The organism is Paenibacillus anaericanus, from assembly GCF_003994475.1.
Classification (GTDB): Bacteria; Bacillota; Bacilli; order Paenibacillales; family Paenibacillaceae; genus Fontibacillus; species Fontibacillus anaericanus.
Genome location: NZ_RZNY01000024.1, coordinates 36,006 through 48,912, shown reverse-complemented (window position 1 = coordinate 48,912; position 12,907 = coordinate 36,006). Strand labels below are relative to the sequence as shown.

General features: G+C 39.1%; 8 protein-coding genes. 1 reads left to right on the top strand and 7 read right to left on the bottom strand.

From position 1 onward, the window contains the following. Positions 1–48 precede the first annotated feature (48 nt). From EJP82_RS21785 to EJP82_RS21770, 4 genes are read right to left on the bottom strand one after another with little or no spacing between them, the layout of a single operon-like run. Positions 49–1,209 (bottom strand): class I SAM-dependent methyltransferase, encoded by a 1,161-nt coding sequence (locus EJP82_RS21785; RefSeq protein ID WP_127194180.1) that lies wholly within the window; start codon positions 1,207–1,209, stop codon positions 49–51. 15 nt (positions 1,210–1,224) lie between these two features. Continuing rightward, positions 1,225–2,538, bottom strand: a complete 1,314-nt coding sequence (locus EJP82_RS21780; RefSeq protein ID WP_127194179.1) for an ABC transporter ATP-binding protein — start codon at positions 2,536–2,538, stop codon at positions 1,225–1,227. An 11-nt stretch (positions 2,539–2,549) separates the two neighbouring features. Continuing rightward, positions 2,550–3,350, bottom strand: a complete 801-nt coding sequence (locus EJP82_RS21775; protein WP_127194178.1) for an ABC transporter permease — start codon at positions 3,348–3,350, stop codon at positions 2,550–2,552. 2 nt (positions 3,351–3,352) lie between these two features. Beyond that, entirely contained in the window at positions 3,353–4,234 is an 882-nt protein-coding gene (locus EJP82_RS21770; RefSeq protein ID WP_127194177.1) for a hypothetical protein, read from the bottom strand. Between the two features lie 361 nt (positions 4,235–4,595). On the opposite strand from EJP82_RS21770, the gene EJP82_RS21765 reads away from it, so the two are divergent. Beyond that, positions 4,596–7,052: an O-antigen ligase family protein gene (locus EJP82_RS21765; protein WP_127194176.1), complete on the top strand. Its 2,457-nt coding sequence runs from the start codon at positions 4,596–4,598 to the stop codon at positions 7,050–7,052. Positions 7,053–7,085: 33 nt separating this feature from the next. Here EJP82_RS21765 and galU read toward each other — a convergent pair whose 3' ends face one another. The 3 genes from galU to EJP82_RS21750 all read right to left on the bottom strand — a co-directional run bounded on the left by galU (position 7,086) and on the right by EJP82_RS21750 (position 12,337). Beyond that, positions 7,086–7,979 (bottom strand): UTP--glucose-1-phosphate uridylyltransferase GalU, encoded by an 894-nt coding sequence (galU, locus tag EJP82_RS21760; protein ID WP_127194175.1) that lies wholly within the window; start codon positions 7,977–7,979, stop codon positions 7,086–7,088. Positions 7,980–8,136: 157 nt separating this feature from the next. Then, positions 8,137–8,328: a hypothetical protein gene (locus tag EJP82_RS21755; protein WP_127194174.1), complete on the bottom strand. Its 192-nt coding sequence runs from the start codon at positions 8,326–8,328 to the stop codon at positions 8,137–8,139. Between the two features lie 571 nt (positions 8,329–8,899). Beyond that, positions 8,900–12,337, bottom strand: coding sequence for a DEAD/DEAH box helicase (locus tag EJP82_RS21750; RefSeq protein WP_127194173.1), 3,438 nt, complete (start codon positions 12,335–12,337; stop codon positions 8,900–8,902). Positions 12,338–12,907: the final 570 nt, after the last annotated feature.

Sequence of the window (12,907 nt, the reverse complement as noted above, 5' to 3'; positions counted from 1 at the left end):
GTATTTAAACTTTCTTATTTTTTATTTTCTATTACTATCCTTTTGTCTTTACACTTCAAAATATCGCTTGAATTTATCGAGACAAATATCAAAGGAAAACTCTAGAACTTTAATATCTATATATATTTTTAGGTTTTCCCTTTCTTCTTGAATAACATAATCAAGAATTATCTGAGGATCATTGGACATTGAGACAAAATTAAAAGAATCATCTTCGTCGTTTAAACGAACTATACCTTCAGTATTTAATATTTTGATTTCTTGTAAAGTCGCCCCATTATTATCCTTGAGGATCATTTCCTTTTTAAGCTGTATGATTGCTGGTCTATTACCTATATCCACCCTTAACCTTCCAAAAGTATCTTTCGGAAGTGATATACCTAACGTTTGAAATTCATTTGAGTACTTATAAGCTGCATTCACTGAGTTATACTCAATAAATTCCTTATTGTTATCCCAATAAATTTGCAAATAATCTCCATCCAAAATCGTTTTATTTTCTAGTTCATCCTTCTTTTCGAATAAAGAATTGAGTACATATTTATCCGGAATATCCGTATTAGAACACACCGCTATTATATATTTCCCATATTTATCTGAATCTCCACTATTAATTAGTTTGATATTATCCTTCAATCGTTTGTCATAATTCACAATTAACCCATAATTATCAATAGTTTGATTAAAGAATTCAATATTTTCAAAATTTCTTTTAAGATATTTTTCGAATTCGTTAAAGTAGAATTCCTTTACATGAAACGGATTGATATGGTTTGGTAAATCTGAGTGCAAGTACTTATCTGGAGTTGAAATCACTAAGATCCCATCTGTCTTCAGTACACGAGCAACCTCTTTCAAAAATTGTTCCTGCACAAGTTCATCGACATGTTCTATAGTTTCAAATGAGACTACTATATCGAAATAGTTATCCTCAAACTCTAGTTTTTCTATTGATCCCTGTTTATAGTTTAAGTTGTATCTATGATAATTCTTTTTTGCATAGGATATTGCTTCATCGCTGATGTCAATTCCCCAAACACTTTTAGCTTTCGTTGCTAATAAAGCAGCTCCAAAGCCTTCCCCACACGCAGCATCAAGAATTGTTTTACCGGCCGACATCTCTAATAGGGAATGATATCTATGAAGATGTTCAGTTTCAATCCCTCCACCAGCTTTCCCCAAAATAAACCTTTCACCAGTGAATTCCATAAAGCACCTCCATAATTAATCTAGAATCACAAATTCCTTATCAAATTTATTTAAATTAACGCTAGCTTCCAGTTCAATAAGCGAGAGGTTATAATGCATATTAATCACATGCACCTTTTCAATATTAGATAACCATGTAAGCATAGCATGTTGATCTTGAATCCCTTGTGCTATTGCAGGACTCAGCAAATATTCACCCTTCATTATTTTAGGAAGCTGAAATTTAAATACAATTTCAACTAAATCTCCTTTTAGAACATTAAAATTAGTCTGGTTCATTATATAAGTATTTAAAGCAAATAACGAAACCCCTTTATTATTCTCCCAAACAAATCCCGCTATTAAATTATTCAAATCTGTTTTAATTTCCGCAACTATATGGCAACTATACCAGTTTCCTACCTCTAGTTCTGTGGTTATATTATTATTTGAGTCTGCAAGAAAAAAGGAAACGATCTCCACATCATCCGAAAGCAAGTTATTATCCCCTACTGAAGAAATTTTAGGGAACTTCTTCAATCTATCATTGGAAGTTTTTATTTCGATATTTTCACAATCTAAATCCTTAACTACATTTTGGTTAATGGTGTTATTTTCAATAAATCTCTTGTTTAGATATTGAGAACATACCACCTCTTTATCATCATACATAATTTGTTGAGAGGAATCTAACCATAGGACTCTACTACACATTTGTCTTATACTTCCAATATCATGAGACACAAAGAGTATTGTAGTATTCTTTTCCCTTAACTCGTCAAATTTTTTAAAACATTTATTTTGAAAAAAGATATCACCAACACTTAGTGCTTCATCTACAATTAATATATCTGGTTCAACGTTAATTGCGACTGCAAATGCCAATCGAGCAAACATCCCACTTGAATAGGTTTTCACAGGTTGATGAATAAAATCTCCTATGTCCGCAAATTCAGTTATAGCATCGACTTTACTATCCATCTCTTGTTGAGAATACCCCATCATTGTTCCGTTTAAATAAATATTCTGAATACCTGTAAATTCAAGGTTAAAGCCCGCTCCTAATTCTAATAATGCTGATATCCTCCCATTAACCGTAACTTCACCGTTTGTAGGTGATAAAACACCAGTAATAATTTTCAAAAGCGTGGATTTACCTGATCCATTCTTTCCAATTATACCTACAGTTTCCCCCTTATTTACAGAGAAAGAAACATCGGTTAAAGCATGAAACTCCCTATGATATTGCTTCTTCGATAAATTTAATGATTCCTTCAGTCTATCCATAGGTTTGTTATATAGCTTATATGTCTTATTTAGATATTGAATGTTTATTGCGATATTATCCATATTTCCGCCCCTCACAACACGTCTGAAAAATGTGGCTTCAACTTTTTAAAAATAACAAAACCAACAATAAAATAAATTAATGTTATATCCCAAAACCAAAGAGCTTCATTCCACTTTTCCCAAAACCATACTTGATTAAACATTGCATCTCTAAAACCTTCGACAATATAATACACCGGGTTTATTTTGAATACCCAATGCCAATTATCTGGCAACATCTTATAATTCCACATTATGGGAGTGAACCACATGCCAAATTGCATTGCAATTCCAATAATTTGACCAAGATCTTTCATAAATACAACAATTGATGAAGTTATATAACTAAAAGCAACAGTTATTATTATTAAGCAAACTATATAATAAATCAGTTGCAATGTATAAATAGTCGGATATACTCCATAAAGCGCAAAAACTAATAACATTACTCCAACAAAGAATATATGAACGAAGAATGAAGATATTATTTTAATTAATGGTAAAATGCTAATCTTAAAAAGCACTTTTTTTACTAGATAACTATATTCAAAAAAACAATTTGTTGCACTTGTCAAAGCCTCTGAGAAAAAAAACCAAGGTATTAACCCCGACATAAACCATAAAATAAACGGCACTTTTTCTACTGCTCCAGATCGAAAACCCACCTGAAATACAAACCAATAAACAAGAATAGTAGTTATTGGCTGGATAAACGCCCAAATTATACCCAAATAAGATCCTGCATATTTCATTTTAAAGTCATTTAGAGCCAAAGAGGTAATCAGTTTCCTATTGTTATACATATCCCCACAAAATCCCTTAATCCCTGACATAACTATTCACCTATACTTTCTTTAGACCAATATAAACCCCTTGATTGTCCATTCTTAATATATATACCAATTTGATAATTCCCCTTTTTGATATCGTCTCTACTAATTTTAAAAACAAACCCACTGTGGTCTAAATCTACTTTTCCACCAAAATACTTTGTCACATCATGTCTTATTTGCGACTGTGTGTCATAAATTAAAGTTTCATTATTCCCTTTTAATACGATACTTATTTCATTTCCTTGAGAAGATATACCTTCGAGATATCCCCAGCCCTTAATTTTAATAACTCCATTCTCATTAGATATTTCCTCTATACTAGCTTTTATATTTTCGTTTGCTTTCTCAATTTTAGTACTTTGTTGTTTGTTCATACTTTCTTTAAATGTAATTTCATTGTCAATTTTATTAACTATAATATTTGAAAGAGTTAATTCTCTTTGATTCTTATTTTCAATGAAATAACCAATACGATATGAACCAGACTTCACATTAGTCATATCAATTAATGATGAGAATCCAGCACTCTCCAAATGGTCGTCGGTATTATTGAGCGCAGCAGGCAAATCATTTCGGATCACCTTATTAGTTCCGAAAATATATTGATTACTTTCTGAATATAACACTATATATTTTCTTTGTTCATCTGCATTATAGTTATTAATATAGGCCCAGCCATCTAATTGTATCAATTCTCTAAATTTAATTTTTCTTACCTGCGATTTATCTATTCCGGCATTAATGTTTGACCCATATTTCGGTAATTCGAACTTATACTGATTGGAAGCTCCATATATATGGATCATCTCATAACTTATTAACAATAATAAGCCAACTAGCAGCATCGATAACAGCGATCGAATAATAATTTTGTTTTTCTTCATATTTATTCTTCTCTCTTCTTAAAGTTTAGTATTTAATGACGCAGTTTAAAAGCGTTCAAGCCCTTGTTGAAAAAACAATGTGATTACACAACCCTAGATAGACCAGCATTTTTTAAAACAACTCAACAACAATAACACGTGATCATACTGTGTAGCACGGCAATCCTTTACAAACTTATAAAACAAAATAGAGTTTATGATAAATAATTGACTTAAGCACCAAAGGCCTATTCCTCGTCGTCATTCTTATTTTCATTCTATTATATTGTTAACTAACTTGTTATTTTTTCACCAACTGTTCTCTGTTCTCACATTATGCTAAAATAATTCAAGTATCTACAAGAAAAGGAGATTAAAAACCTTGTCGAATCCAGTATACGGGAAAAAAGCCATAGCGTCGAGAAATGGGCAAAAGTTACCTATCGCTTTATGGTTGTTAATTATCGGATTAATCATTTTCATGGTGTGGGCACCCTTTCAAGCAGGGCTATTTAATGGACTTGTCTCGACCTTTGAAAAGCCTATTTATTGGGCGGTCATTCTCGGGAGCTTATTGCTCTTAGTTGGGATATTCGCCTTCTTCAACAAATTTAAATTGGAAGATCAGCGAGATTGGACTGCGATCGCTGTACTATTGCTTCCTATTACTTATGTTCTTGCTTTGATCACAGCAGCTTCACATTTTTACGCGACCAACGCAGTACTGATTCAATGTCTTTACGCCTTTATCTTTATTATAGGACTCTATTTGCTACAAAATAAACAAGCTAATTCTATCATTGAGACCTCAATGATTACCGTGGGCTATCTCACTATCTTGTTTGGACTATTAAATTGGTTGGGACAAGGGAGGCTGGCTTCAAGCATAGTTGGATGGTTCACACCTACAGTCATTAATGGACAATATAATCAGGCAGTCTGGATTGATTCCAATGGTCCGCGGCTAGCTTCGGTCTTCCAGTATCCGAATACATATGCTGCGTTCTTGATGGCTTTCTTCTTCGTTGCGATATTTGCTATTACTCGCTCGAAGAAATGGTATGGACAAGCCATACACGCTTTTGCGCTTGTGCCAATCGTACTATCGATTCTATTAACATTGTCACGCGGTGGACTAATGTTTCTACCCGTCGTATTTATCGTACTATTATTGTTCCTTAAACCTGCCAAACAAGTTCTGTGGATTCTCTATTGCCTAATTGCGGGAGTAGGAACACTACTAATTGCTAAGCCGGTTACAGAACTTGGACAACAATTTCACCTTGGACAAATCGGTGATCCTGCCAAGGGTTGGTTTTATGTATTAGGCGCATCGCTGATAACAGCCGTATTAGCCTGCTTGATCCAACGTTATGTAGCACCTCGTTTAGAGAGCAGCATGAGTAAGTTGACCGAGAAAAAATTCTCAAATCTGTGGCTGCCCATCGGGTCTGTTGTTGCGGTAGGTTTGCTGATCGCGTTGTTCCTTGGAACAAACCTCAAGCACATTTTACCCGGGAATATCGGTGAACGTCTCGAAAATATCAATTTACAACAACACAGTGTTCTGGAACGTCTGACATTCTATAAAGATGCAGCGAAAGTTGTAAAGGATTATCCTATCATTGGTGCTGGGGGCGGAGCCTGGGCTTCCATATACGAAAAATATCAGAACAATCCGTACACGAGCCGACAGGCACATAGTTTTTTCATGCAGTATCTAGTAGAAGTTGGACTTCTAGGCTTTATCATATTCATGGCCTTCATACTCTTTATTTTCTATAAATACATCCGTGGGTATATGCGATCAGAAGAACACGAGAGAGACTCCTATTTTGTTTATTTCATAGTTGTGTTCTCGATTCTGATCCACAGTATGATGGACTTTAATATGAGCTACGTCTTCATAGGCATACTGGTCTTTCTTGGACTTGGCGGCATGGTTGCCGCAATGGATAATCAACCAGTCAAACGTTTTGCCCTAAAGCCTGGGAATGTACGAGTTATATATAGTGGGGTACTTGTCGTTACCTCGGTAGTTTTGATCTTCACTTCAATCCGGTATATTCAAGCAAATGATGCCGTAATCAAGGGTAGAGAATTAATGACAACCAGTAACGATTTCAATGAAATTAAGGCACCGCTAGATCAGGCACTAGATAAACGCAGCGACCTACCAGACGCTGTACTCAATATGAATGCTCTACTGCAAGCTGGTTATGAGCAAACCCAGGATGAATCGTTCTTCACTGTTGATTACGACCTCCTGATATCAGCTCTAAAGAAGGAACCCTACGATAAGAACTTATACAATCAGCTCATTATTTTGCATCAGAAAAAAGGTTCGAACAACCAAGCATACGAGGTATTGAAGGACAATGCAGATCGATACGCCTGGGATATGGGGTGGTACGAGAAACTGATTGCCCAGTCCTTTGAACTTGGTTATCAATCCCTCGGTGAGCAAGATGCAGAGAAGAAAGTATATTACTTTAAGTCAGGAATGGATGCCTATCAACATGTCGTAGATGGTGTCGAGCATTTGAAAACACTACCAGCGGGTCAGTTTCAAGGGAATCCTTTTTATATCACCACTTCAATGACTCTAAATGCCGGAAAAATACAGTTCATGCTGAATAATCCAGCTGAAGCTGCTGAGATTCTCAAACAAGGGATCACAGAGGATTTATCCGAAGCAACAAACCAAGAAATAATTCGCTGGTATCTGGCTGCCTTACAGAAAACAGGAACTAACGATCAACCGCTTTACGATCAATATATTCAAATAGACCCTACGGCCAAAGATGCGATCGATCAATTAGCACAGATGACATTCTGATAATCAGTATGATAAACATAAGAAAACGACCTCTCAATGAGAGGTCGTTTTCTTATGTCCTGCATTTTCTATAATCTGTGTCATGTAATCTAGTAATTGTTCCCTAAGTTCGATATTCTGCAACGCATAATGAATGCTTGTCTGGATGAATCCAAGCTTCTCTCCGACATCGTGCCGAATACCTGAAAAATTATAGGCAATAACACGCTCAGTCTCCCGCAGGCGGGATATCGCATCCGTTAGTTGGATCTCGCCATTTACGCCTGCATGTTGTTCGCCCAGTATATCGAAAATAGCTGGTGTTAGAATATATCTACCCATAATCGCTAGGTTAGATGGTGCTTTATTCGTCTCAGGTTTCTCTACCAATTGATTAGCTAAATATACCCGGTCTCTAATCTCGGTTCCGTCTACAATACCATAGCGAGAAACTTCATTCCAAGGCACCGGTTGAACACCTACAACTGACGCTTGCTGTTCATCATACACATCAATCATTTGCTTCAGACATGGGTCCTCAGATTCCACGATATCATCACCCAATAAAACGGCAAATGGTTCATCTCCAATAAACTTCCGGGCGCACCAGATCGCATGTCCAAGACCTTTAGGTTCTTTCTGCCGGATATAATGGATATCCGCCATTTCAGATGACTTGCGGACCTCCTCCAGCAGCTTCCACTTGCCCTTCTCGTTGAGGTTATGTTCCAACTCGAAGGAATTATCGAAGTGATCCTCAATCGCACGTTTACCTTTACCAGTGACAATAATAATGTCTTCAATACCTGCAGCTACGGCTTCTTCCACGATATATTGAATGGTTGGCTTGTCCACAATGGGCAGCATTTCCTTCGGCATCGCTTTAGTTGCTGGCAAGAAACGCGTACCTAACCCTGCAGCCGGAATAATGGCTTTACGAATTTTCATATGTACAACTCCTTGTCCTATATACAATCTTAGATATTTACACTATATCATAGTTATTTAGAAGATTAGTAATAAGAAAAAAGGCTCCTCTCTCCGAAATAAATGATTTCGGGAAAGTCGCCTTTTGATTTACTATTGCTGTTGAATCACTAGTTCGTTAACTCCAAAATCTGCGAAACGAGAATCGTTGAGGTGGTTCCTCTTTGCGAATACGGTTGCCTGGTTCAGGTGTATGCAAGAAACGTTCCGTACCGTATTCGAGTTTATGATACGCCTGATCGCCTCCAATTTCTAGCCGTCCTTGAACCCGAGAAACTACCGATTGCATTTCGAGGAATCCTTCAAACATCTCATCCAGCCTCCTAAAAGTTTTGTGAAGCAGAGCCTCCATGTGGTTCTTCGTAACAAAACTACTTCGTAAGCATAATACATTTTGTTGAGCAAATGATTTCTTGTAGAACTTCCTAAGCACATCCGTTTTGTGAAATACAGCCTTCCATCTGATCTTCCACAAACAAATCTACTTCATAAACCTAAACGCTTTTTCGAGCAAGCAATGACTTCTTGTAGAGCTTCGTAACAAAACTTACTTCATTAGCATAATCCGTTTTGCGAATCATCCTTTCCTTTCGATTTTCGTAAAAAAATCACTTGGAAAACTTAATTCACGTTGTAGAACTCTGCCTCCATTTATATTTTGGTTACGCTTTCATTTTATCATATAAACAATTTTTTAGCACTGATAAACTTCTATTATCAATGGAAAATATCCCCTTGTCACAGAAACTTAATAAAGAGATCAGCAGTTTAAAGCGTTGCACCAAACCATTGATACATCTACGATTATGAGAAATCCGGGCTCAAAATTCCCGCTGCACTAAGCACAACTAATATCTAACAAAAAAACAGACTACTCATATTCATATCATGAGTAGCCCGCGAATTTCTTGCTCGGTTAGGGAGCTCGAAGTCCCTTCTCCTGATTCCGATGAAATGACTTCCTCGATCAGATCTCTTTTACGTTCCTGAAGCTCCAGAATCTTCTCTTCAATAGTTCCTTTGGATACTAAACGTATTACCTGCACAACCTGCTTCTGTCCCATCCGGTGAGCTCTGCCCGTTGCCTGCTCCTCTACAGCCGGATTCCACCACAGATCATACAAAATAACTGTATCCGCTCCAGTTAAATTAAGTCCGGTTCCTCCCGCTTTGAGCGAGATAAGAAAGATCTGATTCTCTCCCTCGTTAAAACGGCGGCACAGGTCTACACGCTCTCTTGAAGGTGTGAAGCCATCGAGATAGAATAAATCCACCTCTCGCTGCACGAGCTCCGAACGGATCAAACTTAGTATGCCGGTAAATTGTGAAAAGATAAGCATCCGCTTCCCACTGTCCAGTGCTTCTTCAACCAGCTCTAGTAACTGCTCCAGCTTACCTGAAGAGCCTGTATACGAATCTATGAATAAAGTAGGGTGACAGCACAATTGACGTAGTCTAGTAATGCCCGCTAGTATTTTGATCCGACTTTTCTGAAAGTTACCTTCCTCCAAATCCTTTGCGGTATCCTCCTGCAATTTGGCCAAATAAGCGCTATAGAGTTGTTTCTGCTCCACATGTAGTTCGGACTGCAGTACGGTCTCGATTTTGTCAGGAAGCTCCCTTAATACGTCCTTCTTAAGCCGCCGCAGAATGAAAGGACGCACCTTCTTCGCAATTCGATCCCGTGGCATTTCTATAAACGTCTTGCGTCCACCGAACAGACCTGGGAATACTGCGTCAAAAATCGACCATAACTCCTCTAGCGAATTCTCGATTGGAGTGCCTGTAAGAGCGAAATGGTGGGCTGCAGAAATCTCTTTCACAGCCTGTGCTGTCTGCGACTCCGGGTTCTTAATATACTGCGCCTCATCGATGATCAACGTATCAAATGTGATCTCCCGGTACCACTCCAAATCACGACGCAGTGATGGATAAGTCGTCACGATTACGTCGACCTTTTCAACCTCACTAAGAACTTCGCTACGTTCCTGCTTATCTCCGGCAGCCACTTTAACATGAAGCTGCGGAGCAAACTTGTGGAACTCACTTTCCCAGTTATAGACTAGCGATGCTGGCGCAACAATCAGTACCGGCTTTCGCTCAACGCCTGTGGCGCTGCTCTTTTCATGCTCAGAGACAATATAAGCGATACTCTGCAACGTTTTACCAAGTCCCATATCATCGGCAAGAATACCTCCAAAACGATAATGAGCTAACATCTTCATCCATCTGAAGCCTGTCACTTGATAATCCCGCAGTATAGGGGCAAGTGAGAATGGGACTTCGAAGTCCATGGCCTCCGGGTCCTTTAGATGGTCTAGTAGTCGGCGCAGAGACCTGCCCCACTGAACGCCTTGTAAACCCTCCTCATTCCGGTCCTGAAACTGTAATCCCCGTGCCACCGGAAGTGAAATCAAGCCACCTTTGATATCGTTTGTCTTCATTCCCAGATCACTATACAACCGATTGAACACCTGAAACTCTTCATTCTCCAGGGAAAGAAACGCTCCTTCAGGCAGTCGGTAATATTTCTTCTTCTCTACGATGCTAAGCAATATTCCCCTAAGCTCATCCTCATTCATCGCATCCATTTCAAAAGAAACCTCAAGCCAATTCAGCGAGCTATCCGTATCTATTTTCACCTTAGGGGGACGATTGCTGCTATGGATCATTCGTTTAACAGATGGCGTTGCATATATCTCGGCCACATGCTCAAGTTCCGGGAGCAAATTGAATAACACGTCGTAAAGTTCATCCTCTGCCTCCGCTATCAATCCACCTTCATTGATTCGAAAAGCCGATCTATCAATCATTTCCAAGACAAGTGATTCCCGCTGCGTATCCCGAATTAAGATAACATCGCCGAGTATTGGGGATCCGATAGAATCTACGTCCCAGCCTCCGCTCCCATCCTCACTCTCATTCCTATTCCCCAAAGACAGTGGGTGCAGTTTAATCCCATCATAATGAAATTCCAACGTACCCCGTAATACCTCACCATCCTGCTCCAAGAACAACTTAGCGCGTAACTGCGTTTCAACAAGCCGATCAGCGATTTGTTGCTCCATACTCACATTCCCAAGTCGGCGCAGGCCGGGCACCACATGTTCCATGAAAGAATCTATTTGAATAGGGGGAATGTGCAGCTGATTGCTCTCCTTGTGATACAACAGTTTCCACAATTCACTTGCGATCCGGGTATCTGATTCCTCAAGCAAAATGACTCGCCCTTCCGCCACAACACACCCGTAACGAGGCATTAATGTACATTCCTGCAAACCTTCTATATCCATCAGGTAATTCTCGGTCTCTGGCTCTTTACGCATTTTAAAAGAAACCGGTAGCCTGTCCTCTTCTGCCACAAATGAACGCGTAGCGCCATTATCTTGCTCCATGAGCACGTTCAGACCAGGTTGCATCATGAGTTGGACTAGCGACTTCCAAGCAAGCGGAGGTATGATCAACTGCCGTTTGTCTCCTTTGGAACGGGTACTGGAGTACCTAGGAGAAAGGTGAGTAGCCTCTTTATAGGCATATTCACTATTATGAATATCAATCAACCTCATGATAAGTTCGCGGTCCTCTGGGCTGAACTCATGCAGACTGGGATCATAAGTGAATAACTTGGTAAAAGGATATCGCTCGGCGGCTTCAACGCATCCAAGAAACTCGCCGAGATCATTAACGATATAGAGCCGTTTTTCTCCAACCTTCAGCTCCATAACAAACTTATATTCATCCCTCAAACTATGCACTCTTTTTACCGTAAACTCTACATTCAACAATTCTTTGCGCCCATTTATCGGAATTTTAGTGGCTAGTTCGCTACCATGTTTCCTAGTTACACCGGATTTACGCTGAAAAAGGGAAATAAGACTGCTTGATACTATGTCGTCCCCTTCGTATGCGACTGTGGCATTAGGCTGTGAATCCTGAGGATGTTCATCATGTCCAGTACCAACTGATTCAGCACTCTCAAAAAGTGGAGACAAGGGAACTACCAGTCCACTTCGGATTCCCGGTTCACTATGCACTTGATGTATCGTGATCAGCACTGCAGCAATGTGTTTACAATAACCATAGTAAGGTGTATAGGCCGGGCAATTGCACAGCGCTTTGAGCGTGCCCGATCTGTTCACATCTACCTTCACATCATAAGGCTGCTCCCCGCGAACCTTGGCTTCAAAATGACCTACCCCATCGCTATTCAGCTCAGCCACCAGGCCCTCTTTAACAAGTTGCTCTCCTCGCTTATATGAGATTCTACCGCACAGCGACCTAACTTCACCCAATGTAAAAGGAACCATGCTTCTATCCATTCCCCTCGGTTTTAATCTTTTATCTACAAAATAAGGCTCAAAACCAAATACAGCGGCTGACAGCCCCTATAGTGGGAAGCAGCGTTGCGTTTTGTCATCCACTGATTTTCAGATTGAGCCCAAAATATGGTCTATTCATTCCATTTTCAAAGCTATAATCTGCACACACCTCTACTATAGCAAGCACTCATGATTTGGAGGCATTAATTTATGCCGATCTAGAAGCTGCCAGTACTCGATGGAGTATGAATACCTGGAATTCCTCCTCCTAATTACGATCGCATACAACGAGTGAGCAACTCAACTGGAATTTCTCCATCTAATTCGGCGCTTATAACCAGTTATGACCGATTATCGGTTGATTAACTGGAGTTATTCCAGTTACTAGTGGAAAGATGTGTAATCTCAGCAACTTAACTTGAGTAATTCCCTTTAAATAAAGCCTGGAAGCTGGTCTCCTGCCCAATGTATGTACCAAATCCTCCCTAGTAAAACATTGGTTACAGCGTAGAGCCTATAAAAACACACCTTTTTCGAAAAAAGACTGCCCTCCGTAAATCACACGGAGAA

Excerpts from the sequence above, each read along its gene's own strand:
- EJP82_RS21785 (WP_127194180.1), bottom strand. The coding sequence starts at position 1,209 with ATGGAATTCACTGGTGAAAGGTTTATTTTGGGGAAAGCTGGTGGAGGG.
- EJP82_RS21780 (WP_127194179.1), bottom strand. The coding sequence starts at position 2,538 with ATGGATAATATCGCAATAAACATTCAATATCTAAATAAGACATATAAG.
- EJP82_RS21775 (WP_127194178.1), bottom strand. The coding sequence starts at position 3,350 with ATGTCAGGGATTAAGGGATTTTGTGGGGATATGTATAACAATAGGAAA.
- EJP82_RS21770 (WP_127194177.1), bottom strand. The coding sequence starts at position 4,234 with ATGAAGAAAAACAAAATTATTATTCGATCGCTGTTATCGATGCTGCTA.
- galU (WP_127194175.1), bottom strand. The coding sequence starts at position 7,979 with ATGAAAATTCGTAAAGCCATTATTCCGGCTGCAGGGTTAGGTACGCGT.
- EJP82_RS21755 (WP_127194174.1), bottom strand. The coding sequence starts at position 8,328 with ATGTTTGAAGGATTCCTCGAAATGCAATCGGTAGTTTCTCGGGTTCAA.
- EJP82_RS21750 (WP_127194173.1), bottom strand. The coding sequence starts at position 12,337 with ATGGATAGAAGCATGGTTCCTTTTACATTGGGTGAAGTTAGGTCGCTG.